Raw genomic sequence first — 14,695 nt, 5'->3', positions numbered from 1 at the left:
GTGGGGATGGGGGGGAGGGGGGGGGTTTTTCCACCAATTCGGGGTGCAACCCCAACCCGGCCCGACATGCCGTCACCCCCCACATAAAAAAGGCCCCCCCCCCGGCCACTCCCTGTCCCCCCCCCGGGCCGCCCGTGCGTGAGCCCGTCCGCGAGTCCGTCCGTGAGCTGGTACGGGGCCGGGCGCGTCCGTGTGTTGTCTATACGGGGCCGGGGCGGGCCGCGGCCTGTTCGACGGCGTCGGTGAGCCGGGCGTGGGCGAGGAGGGCCTCGGTGTGCGGGGTGAAGTCCTCGCGGCCGAGGACGGCCCGGGCGAAGACGCCGGCGATGTGGGTGAAGTGGGTGTCCGGGGCGAGGCGGATCTCGCGGACGGCGCCGCCGCGCTCGACATGCAGGACGGGGACGTGTTCGTCGGGGGTGCTGAAGGCGCGTTCCAGGCGCAGCCGTCCCTGGCTGCCCCACAGGTCGTAGCCGCTGCGGTAGGCGTGTTCGACGCCGTAGGCGAGCTGGGCGGTGGCCCCGGAGGCGGCGGTCAGCAGGGCGCCGCCGGCGGGGGCGGGCCCGTGCGCGGTGGCGGGGCTCACGTGGGCGCCGGCCACCCGCAGGTGCGGGCCCAGGAAGAGCTGGGCGGCGCGCAGCGGGTAGGCGGCGACCTCGGGCAGGGTGCTGGCCCGCCGCAGGGTGCCGTCGGTGTCGCGGCGCAGCGGGATGCCGAACTCGGAGCCGAACAGGCGCAGTTCGCCGATCAGCCCGTCGCCGAGCAGCTGCTGGATGCGGGCGTGCTGGGAGTGGTGGAGGAACATGAAGCTCTCCATCAGCAGCAGGCCGCGCTCGCGGGCGAGGGACACCGCCTTGTCCGCGTCCGCGAGGCGGGCGGCGAACGGCTTCTCGCACAGCACGTGCTTGCCGGCCTGGAGGGCCCGCAGGGTCCACTCCACGTGCAGTTCGGGCGGCAGCGGCAGGTAGACGGCGTCCACGTCGTCGCGCTCCAGCAGCCCGGCGTAGCCGGCCACCGGCGTGCCGCCGAACCGGCCGGTGAACGCCCGCGCCTTCGCGAGGCTGCGGCTGGCGATCGCGGTCACCTCGACGAGCGGCTGGCGGGCCATCGAGGGCAGCATGCGCCGCTCGGCGATGTCCGCGCAGCCCAGCACCCCGATCCGCAGCACGCCCGCGCCTTGTGCGCGCACGGGCCCGTTCACCGGGCGTACGCCCCGCCGCGGGCCCAGGCCGCGCGCAGTCCGCTCAGCAGGGTCCGGGCCTCGATGTTGAGGTAGTTGCTGTGCCGCAGCAGGGCGGACAGCTGGCCGACGGTCACCCACAGGAAGTCCCCGGGTACGTCGACGGGGAACTCGCCGCCCACTTCCATCAGGACGTAGCGGTTGCCGGCGTGGTGGAAGCGTCCGCCCTCCTCGGACTGCACGGTGTCGTACAGCAGCGTGCCGGGATCGGCGCGCAGGACGAGGTCGAGGTAGCGGGGCCGGCGGGGGAGGGGCAGGGTCAGGGCGCGGCCGGGCTGGCACTGCACGGTGGGGCCGAGTTCGGCCACGTCCAGGACGCCGGCCTCGGAGCGGGCGTGGGCGAGCAGGTGCGGCACGCCGCCGATGCGGCGCACCAGGAACGCCGACAGGCCCTGTTCGGCCGGCGCGAGCAGGGGCTGGGTCCAGCGGGTGACCTCGCGGTTGGCGGCGGCCACGGACGCGGCGATGACGGTGAAGTGGTGGCCGCTGTCGTGGGCGATGGCGTCCTCGGTGCGCCGCCAGTTGCGCACGGCGGCCAGCGGCATGCTGGTCTGCACGAGCTCGCGGTGGGCCTTGATCTCGGTGAGCCGGTTGAGGAGGTGCTCCATGCTGTGCAGCGGGGGCCCTTCGTCGGTGTACGAGGGGATCAGCGACAGCACGGTGCGGGCGTCCATGTTGACCACGTTCGACTCGCGCAGCAGCTGGTGGATCTGGCCGAGGGTCAGCCAGACGAAGTCCTCGTGCGCGGGGACGGGGCCGAGGGCCTCGACCACCATGTTCCGGTTGCGTTTGCGCAGGAACCAGGAGCCCTGTTCGGACTGCAGGGAGTCGAACAGCACCCGGGAGCCGGTCCGCGGCGGGGCGAAGTACTCGATGTAGTTCACCCGGGCGCCCTTGTGCACGCCGGTGTAGTTGCTGCGGGTGGCCTGCACGGTGGGGGACAGCTGGACGGTCTCGAGGTTGCCCGGTTCCATCTTGGCCTGCATCAGGCAGTGCAGGACGCCGTCGAACTCCTTGACGACGATGCCCAGGATGCCGATCTCGGGCTGGTTGATGATCGGCTGCGACCAGGACGCGGCGTGCCCGTCCCACTCGGCGCGCACCTGCAGGCCCTCCACGGAGAAGAACCGGCCGCTGTCGTGCACGAGGTTGCCGGTGGAGTCCGCGAAGTGCCAGCCGACCAGGTCGCGGAAGGGGATGCGCCGCACCTCGTAGCGGTTGGTGCGGCGCTGTTCGGCGAACCATTCGCGGAAGACCGGATTGGGCGTCACCGGGCTGTCCAGGGTCTGGGCCGACAGCGTGAAGCGCCGCCCCAGATGGGTGAGGGTGCCCGGGGGCACCGCCTGGGTGATGGTCATCTGATCCCTCCGTGGATACTCCGCCCTTCAGGGCGGAGAGGAAACGGACTCCTGCGGAGCAGGGCGAAGAGCTGCGATTCGCCGCCAGGGCGGATCGCAGTGCTGTAACCCGCAGGTTTGATCCCTGTAGCCGCGCTAGCTTGTGAGCGTGACCACGAGCCATGTGAAGCGGGCGTTCAAGTACCGCTTCTGTCCGACGGATGCGCAGGCAGACGAGCTGTCGCGCACCTTCGGGTGCGTGCGGAAGGTCTACAACATGGCGCTCGCCGCCCGCACCGAGGCGTGGACGCGGCAGGAGCGGGTCAACTACAACCAGACGTCGGCGGTGCTGACGGCGTGGAAGAAGACCGAGGAACTGGCTTACCTCAACGACGTCTCCTCGGTGCCACTCCAGCAGGCGCTGCGGCACCTTCAGACGGCGTTCACCAACTTCTTCGGCAAGCGGGCCAAGTACCCGCGTTTCAAGTCGCGGAAGAAGTCCCGACGCTCGGCCGAGTACACCACCAGCGGGTTCCGTTTCCGGGACGGCAAGCTGACCTTGGCAAAGATGACGGAGCCGCTCGGCATCGTGTGGTCGAGGCCGCTGCCCGAGGGCATGAGCCCGTCCACGGTGACCGTGTCCCAGGACGCGGCGGGACGCTGGTTCGTCTCGATGCTGTGTGAGGACCCCGGCATCCAGCCGCTCCCCGTCAACGCCGACGCGGTCGGGATCGACGTGGGCCTGGAACACCTGCTGACGCTCTCGACCGGCGAGAAGATCGCCAACCCCCGGCATGAACGCCAGGACCGTGCCCGCCTGGCCAGGGCCCAGCGGGAGCTGTCGCGCAAGGCCAGGGGTGACGGAGCCAACCGCGCCAAGGCCAGACGCAAGGTCGCCCGCGTTCATGCCCGTATCACCGACCGGCGCAGGGACCATCTGCACAAGCTGACCACTCGTCTCGTGCGTGAGAACCAAACGCTCGTGATCGAGGATCTGACCGTGCGCAACATGGTCAAAAACCGGAGCCTCGCCCGCGCCATCAGTGATGCGGCCTGGTCGGAGTTCCGGAGCATGCTGGAGTACAAAGCCCAGTGGTACGGGCGGGAAGTGATCGCGGTAGACCGCTTTTTCCCCTCGTCCAAGCTGTGCTCCACCTGCGGCGCCCTTCAGGAGAAGATGCCGCTGAACGTCCGCACGTGGACGTGTGTCTGCGGCGCGACCCACGACCGGGACGTGAACGCAGCGAAGAACCTTCTGGCCGCCGGACGGGCGGTCGCAGCCTGCGGAGCTGGTGTAAGACCTCAACGGAGTTCTCCGGGCGGGCAGTCGGCGATGAAACAGGAAGTCGCACGGCGCGAGCCGTAAGAATCCCCTCCCTGCAGGGAGGGGAACGTCAACAGTCGTGACTCCTTCGCCGTCGCCGTGGTGTGCCGCGCGCCCGGGGCCAGGCCGCCGCCACGACGATCCGCCAGGGCGATCGGCCGTGACTGGAGAGCGCCTCGAAACGCCCCGCACGCCCGCTCGAACCCCCGTACCTGCCGGTGCTATGTCTCCTGTCACTGCTAGACAAAGGGTGGGGGCGTCCCTACCGTGGGGCGGTATGAGAATCCTCTTTGCCAGCGCGGGCAACTTCGGGCACGTGTATCCCCTGCTTCCCTTGGCGAAGGCGGCGCGCGCCGCGGGCCACGAGGTCGCTTTCGCCACCGGCGAGCAGCTGCACCCGGCCCTGCGGGCGGCCGGCCTCGAGCCGGTGGCGGCGGGCCGCTCGGTTCCCGAGGCGTTCATGGAAGCAGTACGCGGCAGTGCCGGCCTCGAACACGGCGAGGGCGACGGCGACCTGGGCGCCCAGGACGTGCCGCCCGAGGTACTGGCCGACCTGCACGTGAAGGTGTTCGGCTCGGTGCTGCCCCGCTGGGTGGCCGCCGACCTCGCCCCCGTCCTGGCCGGCGGGAGCTTCGACCTCGTCGTCTACGAGGCACTCAACCCCGGCGCCGCCTTCGCCGCGCACCTGGCGGGCGTGCCCGCCGTCGCGCACGGCGTGGGCGTGATGGCGATGGGCCCCGAAGAGGCCCGCATCCAGGAGGAACTGCTGGCCACCGCCGCCGACCTGGGCGTGCACGTGCCCGGCGGCCAGCTGCTGGCCCTGGCCCGCACCTACATCGACATCTGCCCGCCCTCCCTCCAGGACCGCGGCTTCTTGGCTGCCCCGCTGCCCCGCGTCGAGCAGCGCCCCGTCGCCTACGGCGAACCGGGCGAACTGCCCGCGGCCATCCGGGACGCGGACGGCCCCTTCGTCTACCTGACCCTGGGCACCGCACTGGGCTCGGTGGACGTCCTGCGCACGGTCATCGAGGGGCTGCTGCCGCTCGAGGTGCCGGTCCTGGTGGCCACCGGCCCGGTGGTGGACGTCGCCGACCTGGGCGAACTGCCCGAGCGGGTGGTGGCGGCCGCGTGGGTGGCCCAGCCCGAGGCACTGAAGCGGGCGGCCCTGGTCGTCCAGCACGGCGGCGCCGGCACCACCCTGGCCGCGCTCGCGGCCGGACTGCCCCAGCTGATCCTCCCGCAGGGCGCCGACGGACCCGCCAACGCCGCCGCCGTACGCGACGCGGGCGCGGGCGAGGTGGTCTACGCCGCCGACCTGACGGCCGGCGCGGTCACCGCACAGGCCCGCCGCATCCTGGGCGACGAGACCTACCGCGACGCGGCCCGCAAGGTCGCCACCGAGATCGCCTCCATGCCCGCCCCCGCCGAAACCGCCACCCGCCTCCCGCAGTTCACGACCTGACGGCGGCCCCGGCCCCGGGCGCCGGATCCCCGATCCGGCGTGCCTGGTTCCCGTCCCCAGGGCGGGACCCGGCCCCCGGCCGGGGCCTGCAGACCGGGCCCCCGGAGATGGGGGCAAGGTGCCCGGGGCTCCTGGCCCCGCCGCCGGGGCGCTCACCCCCCCCCGGGGGGTGTCCCGCCCGTAGAAGGAGTGACTCCCGCTCCGCCGCAGGACCGACTCCCGTACGCCGGGAGGAGGACGGTTCCCGCTCCCGGGAGCCATCCCCTCCCAGGGGCCCTGGTCCGCCCGGCCGAGTCCGCCTCGGGTGCGTATCCCGCCCAACCCCCGGAGGGATACGCACCCCGCCCCCCGGGCGCCGGCCCGCCGGCCGCCCGCGCACCGGACGCCCCCGCCGCCGTACGGCACGACGGCGGCGGGTACGGGGCTAGGGGAGCGGCAGGGCAAGGCCGCGCGCGCCGGCCGGGGCGGGCAGCAGGTCCTCGACCGGGGCGTGCGGGGGCGCCGCCGTCAGCGCGGCCAGCGCGCCGCGCATCTCGCGGGCCAGCCGCGCGGCCCGTGTGCGGGAGAGCACTGCGGGGGCGAACTCCAGGCGCAGCAGCGGGTCTTCGCGCCAGCGCAGCACGGTCAGCGCGGCGTCCGCCGTGACGGCGCCCGCGTGCCCGTGATGGAAACGCGCGCTCAAGGCGCCCGCCCGCACGCGCGCGGGCAGCAGCTCGTCGCGGGCCGCGAACGTCACCGGCGTCAGGACGGGCCGGGAGCGGTCCGGGCGCACCCCGAGCTCGCGCGCCAGCTCGGCGGTGTCGAGGTCCGCGCAGCCGAGGGCCTCGCCGAACGCGCAGGCGATCCCGCGCAGGAAGTAGTCGACGCCGCCCTCCAGTTCACAGCCCACCGGCACCGTCGCCGAGCACGGCGCGAGGGTGCCCAGCAGCGCCGCCGTGGCACGGCGCGGCACCTCGCAGCCCACCAGCAGCCGCTCCAGGCCCGCGCGCCGGCCCACGGCCAGCGCCCACGCCGCCAGCAGCACCGTGCCGTGCGGCACACCGGCCCGCCGGGCCGTCGCATCGGCCGCGTCCCGCAGCCGCACGTCGAGGCCGACGTGCAGCAGCTCGCCGCGGACATCGAACACGGCGGGCCGCGGCGCGCCCTCCGCCCAGTCCACGGCGGCGGGAAAGCCGCGCAGCCGCTCGGCCCGCCCGGCCGCCGCGCGCAGCCCGCCCGGCCGGGCGGCCACCGCGGCGCGCCCCGCCGTATCCGGCCCGGGACGCAACCCCCGCACCAGCGGACGCCGGTGCACGGCACGGTCGTAGTCGGCGAGCAGTTCCTGCCACAGCAGCGCCGCCGACCAGCCGTCGGCCACCGCGTCGTGGTACACGAACGACAGCAGATGCGCGCCCCCGGCCAGACGGCTCAGGGCGAAGACGAGCGGCGGCCGGCCCGGCCGGCCGACCAACTGCCGCGCCCGCGCGGCCAGATACCCGTGCACCGCCGCCACCGGGTCCCCGCCCCCGCCCGCTCCCGCCGCCTCCAGAGTGACCAGCGGCGGGGCGCAGGCGGCGAGAACCCGCCGCACCGGACCGTGCGGCGCATCCGCGAACACCGTCCGCAGGCCCTCGTGCCGCGCACCGAGAGCGGCGAGCACACGGCGCAGCGCGCCCGCGTCGAGCGGCCCGGCCAGCTCGGCACTGAGCACCCGGCACACCGCACCGGCACCCGCCTCCCGCTCGGCGGCCAGCGCCGCCCGCTGCCCGGGCAGCAACGCCCGCACCGCGCCCGCGCCCGCGGGCGGTCCGGGCACCGCGGCCGGGACGGGCACGGCCCGGGCCAGTACGTCCGCCAGCGGGGCGGGGCCCAGCAGCTGCGCCAGGTCCACGGCCAGGCCCAGCTGCCGGCCGGCGCGCGCCTGCAGCCGCACGGCCTGCGCGAGGCCGCCGCCCAGCGTGATGAAGGGAGAACCCGCGGCCCCGGCCGGCAGGGTGCGCCGGTCGCAGCCGATGACGTCCGCGGCCAGGTCGAGCAGCTCCTCCAGGGGAGTCGGGGTCAGCATGGGGTGGCCCTCTCTGTGGGCAGTCGTGCCCCGATGCTGGCGCCCGTGCCTCGAAGCCCGCTCGAACCCGCCCCGCGCAGAGCCGTCACCGTCGCACCGCACGGCGCCGCCGTCCCCCGACCGCAGCACTGATTTCAAAGGCAGGGACTCTATCACTGACAGCTGGATTTTCGCCGAAAGTGCTAAAGTCCGGTTCATGACGCCCCGAGAGCGACGCCTTCGCGAGCAGGCCCAGCGCCACCGGCTGATCCTCACCACAGCCCGTGAGATGGCCGAGTCCGAAGGCTGGGACTACGTCACCACACGGCGCCTGGCGGACCGTATCGAATACAGCCAGCCGGTCCTCTACCAGCACTTCAAGAACAAGGACGCCATCGTCCACGCGGTCGCCCTGGAAGGCTTCGCCGAACTCGCCGCCGCGCTGCGCACCGCCCGCGAGGCAGCCGGTGACCCGCAGGAGGCGCTGGGCGCGGTCGCCCGCGCCTACGCCGACTTCGCCGAGCGCGGACCGGTCCTCTACGAGGCCATGCTCACCCTCGACCCGGGCGAGGACACCGGCGAGGACACCACCGGCGAGGACACCACCGGGGCGGCCGGCACGCCGGCGCCGCTCGCGGACGTCCTCGCCGAGATCAGGCAGGCCGTCGAGCCCGTCGCGGCCGGCCGTGACGGCGGGCTGCTCGCGGAGGTCCTGTGGAGCGCCTGGCACGGCCTGGCCGCCCTCACCCGGGCGGGCCGCCTGCGCCCGGATCCGGCGCGGCAGCGGCTGGCCGCCCTGACCGACGCGCTGCTGGGCCCGGCGGCCCAGCCCGTCTGACCCGGAGGGCCCGGTCCGTCCGGCTCATCGGGACCGGTCGCTCCGGCCCGAACAGCCGCCCGGCCGGCCAGGCCTGGGACAGCGGCCCCTCCGTCCGCCGGGACGGCGGCCCGGCCCGTCCGGTCCAAGACGGGCCGGATGCGTCGGGCCGCAGCTGGTCCGGACCGGACTCTGCCGGACGGGGCCCTCAGGCCGGGCCCTCAGACGGGGCTCTCAGACGGGGCTCTTGGCCGTCTCCTTCTCCTGCTCCGGTTCGGCGGGGCCCGCCCCGGCGGACTCGTTCAGCCGTTTGCCGAGGAGCACGAACAGCAGGATGAGTCCCACCGTGAGCAGGATGTGCCCGAGGCCCGCGGTCAGCGGCACCGCCTCGGGGACATGGTCGCCGAGCACGGTCTCGGTGCCGTGGACGAACATCATGGCGACGGTGATCGTGATGCCCACGTTGTAGAACCAGAAGAAGTACGTGAACAGTTTCGTCCCGGACAGGGTGAACTGCTTGTCCAGGGCGAGGACGATGAGGAAACCCATCATGCCCAGCGCGAGCAGATGGGTGTGCATGAGCGCCAGCTGGGTGTCGCCGGTGAAATCGTTGGCTTTGGTGAACTCCCGGTAATACAGCCCGGAGATCACTCCCAGGATCATGTAGACGTGTGCCGCGTAGTACGACTTCCGCATCCCCGTGCTCGCTCCCTGCCGGTCAGTGCTGGTCAATTCAGGCTCTGCCGGGGGCCATTGAAGCACTCCGGAACGAACGCTTCGCCCGATTCGGGAGATCGTTCGAGCTCCTCTCGAGCAGGTCTCGAGGGCCTCTGCGACGCCCCGGGCCAGGCTGGGGCGTCGAGGTTCGTCCACGCAAAGCCCACGCAGACGAAAGGCACCCCATGAGGCACTCCCGTACGGTCGCGGCCGTCGCCGCGGTCACCGGACTCTTCCTGGCCGCCGCGGGCGCGGCGAGCGCACAGGTCACACCCGGACCCGTCACCCCGCCGTCCCCCAAGGACCCGGAAGAGGCCGTATGACACACCTGCGCAGCGCCCGCGGCGGGCCGGCGTCCCGCCGCCGGCGGCCCGGGGCCTGAACATCGTCATCCCCCCTGCCGTCGTGCTGCTCGCTCGAGAGCCGGATCAAGTGAGGTGAGGAGTACGGGGGGCGTGGTGCTGCCCGGCCGCCGTGGAGACCTTTCGCGTCCGCGGATTTCGGCCGCTCTCCGTCCCGGCCGCACCCTGACGAGGCGTACCGCACCGCAGCCACCACACCCTAGGAGCCCGCCTCCCGGAGACCGGGCCCGGTCCGCCCCGGGATCGCAGGCCGCAGAGCCACCCGGGCTCACCCGGCCATCGCCACCGGCGCCGGCGCCGGCACCGGCATCGCCGCGGGCGCCGGACGGCGGGCGGGGGAGAAAGCGGTGTGTTCCCCGGTCCCGGCCGGGGCGAGCGGCGGCCTCGCCCCGCCGCCCAGCCGGCTCAGCGCGGCGGCGGGAGCGTCGAGGGCGGCCTCGAGCAGGGCGGCCAGCTGCCCGGTCAGGTGGGCGGCGGCCGTCTCGCCGACGGCGTCGTACTGGTAGGCGGCGGTGACGGCGATGCCCGCGGGCGTGCCGGCCGGCGTGTGCCGTTCGGTCAGGATCAGGCCGAGGGCCGCGGCCCGCAGGGGGAGCAGGGGCGGGGCCGCCCGCATGGTGAGCCCGGCCGCCTCGTACGCCTCACCGCTGTCCGCCAGGACGCTCAGCGCGATGCCGCCGGGCCGGGCCAATGGCGCGGTGCCGGCGCGGTAGGCGGCGAGGTCCGCGGCGCGTACCCGGCGCAGCAGCGCGGTGAAGGCCGGGTCGCCGGAGGTGTCCACGGACAGGGCCAGTACCCGCCCGTAGGGGCCCACGGCCCGGCGCAGGGCGGCGCTGTCACGGGCCGGCACCGGCGCGGCCACGGTGATGGCGGGGCCCGCGCCGAGCCGGGTGAGCAGGGCCGCGAGCGCGGCGTGCACCACCATGAACAGGGTGGCGCCCTGCGTGGCGGCCAGCCGGGCCAGCCGCTGGTGCAGGCCGGCGTCCCAGTCGAGGGCGAGGCGGCCGACGCGGGCGTCGGCCGGGGCGGGCCGGCTGCCCGGCGGCACGGTGGGCGCCAGGTCGCCGGCCCTCGCCCGGGGCGCAGCCTCGGGCACCGGGCCCTCCCAGCGCGGCGGCCGCCCCGCGGCCCGTGCCCGGTAGGCCAGGGCGAGTTCGGCGGCCAGCGGGGTGTGCGACCACAGGTCGACCAGGTCGGCCGGGAGGGTGAGCTCCAGCAGGTGGTCCTCGGCGGCCAGGGCACGCAGCCGGGTGCCGGCCGAGCCCAGCCGGCTGTTGCGCAGCGCCCCGTGACGGTGCCCCACATCGCCCAGCGCCTCCTGCAGCGCCCCTGCGTTCAGTGCCCCGCGCAGCCGCAGCGGCAGGACCGCGCTGCCCTCCCCGTCGAGTGCCTCGTCGAGCGCCCCGGCGGGCCCGGTGGCGGCGGCCGGCCGCTCGCCGGCCGCCGCGGCGAACCGGGCCGGGGTCGGCGCCTCGTGCAGGGCGCGGTCGTCCAGGCCGGCGCCCAGCACCCGGCGGGCCCGGGCCAGCAGCCGGGCCGCGGCCGCGGGATGCCCGCCGATGCGGAAGAAGTCGGAGTCGGCGTGGACGGTGCGCCGCGGCACGCCGATCGCTTCGGCGAACAGGTCGCGGACGATCTCCTGCAGGGGAGTGCCGGGCGGTTCGGCGCCGGACGCGGGCGGCGCGGTGTGCTCGGCGCCGCCGTCGCTGCCGCCCGCGCCCCGCGGCAGCGCCGTCAGCGTCGTCAGTGCGGAGGGGACCAGGCGGTCGGGCGGCTTCTGACCGGAGAGTGACATCGGGGCTCGCTCCTTCGACAGCGGCTACAGAAGGAAGGCTTGGCAAAACCTTGCCAGGATCCTGGCAACGGGATCCTGAGGGGCTGTCTCGAACCGCTGGAGCACCACTGGAGCCCCTGCCCTTCTCGCGGTGTCGCCGCAGGGGGTCTTCTCCGGCCGGCACGGCACCCCGGCGTGAGGTGACAGGGCTGCAGCAGAACCCGGCCTTGAGGGCTGCGGGACAGGGCGCGGGCGACAGGGACGCCGCGTGACGTCCCGGGGTGAGGCGTCACGCGGCGGCGTCCATGGCCCGGGGCTGTGCGGCGAGGCGCTCGGCGAGTTGCCCGGCCTTGGCGGCCGCGTCCTCGAAGGCGCGCTTGCGGGAGGCCTCGTAGAGGGGGAGGGGCCGGCTCGGACAGGGCCGGCGGCGAGGCCGCGGTAGATGACGGTGCCCTCCGGGAATCAGGGACAGAGGATTTGTGCGCGGATATGGCCTGACATGAGATGGTATTGAGTGATACAGTATTGAGTGAAACGAAAGTGTTGCGTTGAGCGGAGGGAGGTGGACGATCGTGGACGTCTATGAGGCGGTCACGAGCCGGCGGGCGGTGCGTGGTTTCACCGACCGGCCCGTCCCGAGGGATGTCCTGGAGCGGGTGCTGTCCGGCGCGGCCTGGGCACCGTCCGGATCGAACCTCCAGCCGTGGCACGCCTACGTGCTGACCGGCGGACCGCTGGCCGAACTCAAGAAGCGCGCCGGCGAGCGCCTGGCCGCAGGCGACCCCTGGGACGAGCCGGAGTACCAGCAGTACCCGCCCGTACTGAAGTCCCCGTACCGCGAACGCCGATCCGCCTTCGGCGAGCAGCGCTACGGCGCACTCGGCATTTCGCGCGAGGACGTAGAGGCGCGCCAGAGGGCCGCCTCCGCGAACTGGGACTGTTTCGGCGCCCCCGCCGCCCTGTTCTGCTACATCGACCGCGACCTGGGCCCGGCCCAGTGGTCCGACGTCGGCATGTATCTGCAGACCGTCATGCTGCTGCTGCGCGCCGAAGGGCTGCACAGCTGCACGCAGATGGCATGGGCGAAGTTCCGCAAGAGCGTCGCGGAGGTCCTGTCACCCCCGGACGAGCTCATCCTCTTCTGCGGCATGTCGATCGGGTTCGAGGACGTCACGGTGGGTGGCGCCCGTACGGGCCGGGCGCCGCTCGACGAGACGGTCACGTTCGTCGGCGACTACTGACACCGCCCGCCCTCGGCCGGCCAAGGCGCCGTTTCCCGCCACGCGCACATACGTGGTCCGTACGCATACAGGGGCCGGCATGCCGTCGGCGCTCAGGCCACGGCCCAGGGGCCCAGGTCGCGCGTACGGCGGGCGGACGTGGCGGGCCGGCTCTCGTCCCATGCCGGGGCCAGCGCGGCGGAGAGGATGCCCCAGAGGTGGCCGGCGGTCAGGGCGTGCACCGGGACGACGATCTGGCCGGCGAGGCTGACGCGGAACGCGGACTCCAGCGCGCTGACGATGCCGATGAGCGCCATGGAGTCCAGCCCGTAGGCCTCCATCGGGACGTCGGCGGCGGGCTCCTTGTCCTTGCCGAGCCCCGGCAGGCCCTGGCGCAGCACGTCCTCGAATTTCGCGTTCCACGGTGTGTGGGTCATTGGGCGACTTCCTTCCGGGACGCGGGCGAGGCGAAGCGGTGCTCCGGGCAGCACCGTGCCGCATCCCGCTCGAGTCGCCGTGGACGCCCGCTCAGGCGGCAGGCCGCCGCCCCGGGCATGACCGAAGCCGTTCACTGAGTTTCTGCGAATCTCAGTGATTCGCCCATTGCTGGGCGAAGGTCCCCGTCTCACTCGATACCAGGGGGTATCAATGCGGGGTAGACGCTTCCATGCCACCGGCCCCGCAGGGCGGGGTCTTACGGTCGGCTCCACGTCCGTTTTCTGTCTCCGGGCCACTCCCGGCGACGTGCCGCTTCACGAGCGCGGCGAGGTTCAGTGCCGCGTTCTCATCCCGGTCGAGGACGAGTCCGCAGTGTTCGCATACGTACATCCGTATCCGCAGAGGCAGTTTGGGTGTCACTGCCTGGCATCCGGAACACGTCTTGCTGCTGGGAAACCAGCGGTCCGCCACTTCGAGCGTTCCGCCGTTCCACCGGGTTTTGTAGGCGAGTTGACGCCGGATCTCGCCGAACCCAGCGTCGGCCACGACGCGGGCGAGTCTGCGGTTCTTGAGCATCCCCGAGACGTTGAGGTCTTCCACCACGATCGTGCCGTACTCGCGGGCCAGACGGGTGGTGAGCTTGTTCAGCGCGTCCCGCCGCAGGTTCGCGGTGCGGTAGTGCACCCGGTTGCGGGCCGCATCCGCGCGCCGCCAACGCTTCGAAGGCTGCTGCCCGGTGCGCCGGTCAGGGCCCAGACGGCGGGCGGCCGTACGGGACAGGCGGCCGAGCTTGCGGCGCGCGGCGTCGTAGTGTTTCGGGTTCTCCGCGGTCGGGCGGCCGTCGGAGAACACCGCGAGGTGCTTGATGCCCAGGTCGACGCCGATCACCGTATCCGCTCGGGACGGGGTACGGTCGGTGCGCTCGACCTCGCAGGTGAAGGACACGAACCAGCGGCCCGCCTCGCGGCGGACGGTCGCCGACTTCACCACCGCCGTGCCGGCCGCGATCCGGCGGTGCAGCTTCCGTGTGGACTCATGCGCCCTGATCGTTCCCAGGACCGGGAGCGTGACATGCCTGCGGTCGTCTTCCAAGCGGATCGTGCCGGTGGTGAACCGGACCGACGGCGTGGTCTTCCGCTTCGACTTGTAGCGAGGAAAGCCCATCCGCGGGCCCTTGCGCTTGCCGCGCCTGGAATCGGACCAGTTCTTCAAGGCCCGGGCGACCTGATCCAGCCCGGTGGCGTACGCCTCCTTCGAGCACTCCGCCCACCACGGCGCCACCTCCCTCTTCGCTGTATTCCAGGCCTTGCGCATGGAATACATCGACCAGCCGAACGACGGCGTCAGATCGGCCTCGGCAATGCCGTAGGACCGTTCCGCCTCCCGCTGCCCGAGGTTCGCTTTCACCTGCGCGATACCCCAGTTGAACGCCACCCGGGCCGCACCGGCATGCCGCAGCAGCGCGCCGACCTGACCAGGCGTCGGGTCCAGTGCAAACCGGTAGGCATGCGTGACGATCACCCCATCAGGCTACCGGCCGCCACCGACAACACCCCGACCCTTAACAGAAGTTGAGAAACCCTGAGATTCGATGACGAAGCCCACAGCAGTTAAGAACCCCCGCCACGGTGCTGCTGCTGGCGGGGGCTTCACGGGTTCGGCGGGTGGTCCGGTGGGCGGGGGTCCGGAGGTGTTCCGCGGACGCGCGGGACGGGACGGCCGCGCGGGGGCGGGCGGCATCCTCAGACGGCCGCGCTGCCGGCCGCGACCGGCCACCCGATGTCGTCGGTGGCGGAGACGGTGGTGGCGGTGGTCTTGGGCCAGCCGATGTTGCCGTTCGCCGAGACGATGGTGACCTTGGGCCAGCCGATGTCGTCGGTGGCCGCGGCGGTGGTGGCGGTGGTCTTGGGCCAGCCGATGTTGCCGTTCGCCGAGACGACGGTGGCCTTGGGCCAGCCGATGTCGTCGGTGGCCGCGGCGGTGG

The 14,695-nt window shown here is 73.4% G+C and carries 13 protein-coding genes; 5 read left to right on the top strand and 8 right to left on the bottom strand.

Annotated elements, in window-relative coordinates:
- Positions 1 to 199: 199 nt before the first annotated feature.
- Positions 200 to 1,186: a Gfo/Idh/MocA family protein gene (locus tag ACZ7M2_RS29675; RefSeq protein WP_471597880.1), complete on the bottom strand. Its 987-nt coding sequence runs from the start codon at positions 1,184 to 1,186 to the stop codon at positions 200 to 202.
- An 8-nt stretch (positions 1,187 to 1,194) separates the two neighbouring features.
- Positions 1,195 to 2,595, bottom strand: a complete 1,401-nt coding sequence (locus tag ACZ7M2_RS29670) for an NDP-hexose 2,3-dehydratase family protein (protein ID WP_471597879.1) — start codon at positions 2,593 to 2,595, stop codon at positions 1,195 to 1,197.
- 142 nt (positions 2,596 to 2,737) lie between these two features.
- Here ACZ7M2_RS29670 and ACZ7M2_RS29665 point away from each other — a divergent pair, with 142 nt between their 5' ends.
- The gene (locus tag ACZ7M2_RS29665) at positions 2,738 to 3,940 is read left to right on the top strand and encodes an RNA-guided endonuclease InsQ/TnpB family protein (RefSeq protein ID WP_471597878.1); all 1,203 of its coding nucleotides are present in this window, start codon (positions 2,738 to 2,740) and stop codon (positions 3,938 to 3,940) included.
- A gap of 235 nt (positions 3,941 to 4,175) precedes the next feature.
- Entirely contained in the window at positions 4,176 to 5,360 is a 1,185-nt protein-coding gene (locus ACZ7M2_RS29660; protein ID WP_471597877.1) for a glycosyltransferase, read from the top strand.
- A 424-nt stretch (positions 5,361 to 5,784) separates the two neighbouring features.
- On the opposite strand, the gene ACZ7M2_RS29655 is transcribed toward ACZ7M2_RS29660, so the two are convergent.
- On the bottom strand, positions 5,785 to 7,404 hold the full coding sequence (locus tag ACZ7M2_RS29655; RefSeq protein WP_471597876.1) for a condensation domain-containing protein: 1,620 nt from the start codon (positions 7,402 to 7,404) through the stop codon (positions 5,785 to 5,787).
- A gap of 196 nt (positions 7,405 to 7,600) precedes the next feature.
- Here ACZ7M2_RS29655 and ACZ7M2_RS29650 point away from each other — a divergent pair, with 196 nt between their 5' ends.
- Complete coding sequence (locus tag ACZ7M2_RS29650) at positions 7,601 to 8,221, top strand: TetR/AcrR family transcriptional regulator (RefSeq protein ID WP_471597875.1); 621 nt, start codon at positions 7,601 to 7,603, stop codon at positions 8,219 to 8,221.
- Between the two features lie 213 nt (positions 8,222 to 8,434).
- Here ACZ7M2_RS29650 and ACZ7M2_RS29645 read toward each other — a convergent pair whose 3' ends face one another.
- Complete coding sequence (locus tag ACZ7M2_RS29645) at positions 8,435 to 8,896, bottom strand: DUF2871 domain-containing protein (RefSeq protein ID WP_403705000.1); 462 nt, start codon at positions 8,894 to 8,896, stop codon at positions 8,435 to 8,437.
- 206 nt (positions 8,897 to 9,102) lie between these two features.
- Between ACZ7M2_RS29645 and ACZ7M2_RS29640 the strand changes: the two genes are divergently transcribed.
- The gene (locus tag ACZ7M2_RS29640; RefSeq protein ID WP_159055364.1) at positions 9,103 to 9,240 is read left to right on the top strand and encodes a hypothetical protein; all 138 of its coding nucleotides are present in this window, start codon (positions 9,103 to 9,105) and stop codon (positions 9,238 to 9,240) included.
- Between the two features lie 307 nt (positions 9,241 to 9,547).
- Here the strand turns inward: ACZ7M2_RS29640 and ACZ7M2_RS29635 are convergent, their stop codons facing one another.
- Positions 9,548 to 11,074 (bottom strand): condensation domain-containing protein, encoded by a 1,527-nt coding sequence (locus ACZ7M2_RS29635; RefSeq protein WP_471597874.1) that lies wholly within the window; start codon positions 11,072 to 11,074, stop codon positions 9,548 to 9,550.
- 551 nt (positions 11,075 to 11,625) lie between these two features.
- Here ACZ7M2_RS29635 and ACZ7M2_RS29630 point away from each other — a divergent pair.
- Positions 11,626 to 12,294: a nitroreductase gene (locus ACZ7M2_RS29630; protein WP_471597873.1), complete on the top strand. Its 669-nt coding sequence runs from the start codon at positions 11,626 to 11,628 to the stop codon at positions 12,292 to 12,294.
- Positions 12,295 to 12,386: 92 nt separating this feature from the next.
- On the opposite strand, the gene ACZ7M2_RS29625 is transcribed toward ACZ7M2_RS29630, so the two are convergent.
- The 3 genes from ACZ7M2_RS29625 to ACZ7M2_RS29615 form a co-directional block, all read right to left on the bottom strand.
- Positions 12,387 to 12,710: an acyl carrier protein gene (locus ACZ7M2_RS29625; RefSeq protein WP_403704988.1), complete on the bottom strand. Its 324-nt coding sequence runs from the start codon at positions 12,708 to 12,710 to the stop codon at positions 12,387 to 12,389.
- Positions 12,711 to 12,918: 208 nt separating this feature from the next.
- A complete protein-coding gene (gene tnpB / locus ACZ7M2_RS29620; protein WP_471597872.1) occupies positions 12,919 to 14,232 on the bottom strand; it encodes an IS607 family element RNA-guided endonuclease TnpB in 1,314 nt (437 codons plus the stop codon).
- A 221-nt stretch (positions 14,233 to 14,453) separates the two neighbouring features.
- Positions 14,454 to 14,695: hypothetical protein (locus ACZ7M2_RS29615; protein ID WP_471597871.1), on the bottom strand; the 242-nt coding region annotated here is incomplete at its 5' end.

This window comes from Streptomyces sp. NPDC111507 (assembly GCF_055638955.1).
Note: the sequence above shows the minus strand (reverse complement) of the source record. Positions and strands in the feature narration are given on the sequence as shown.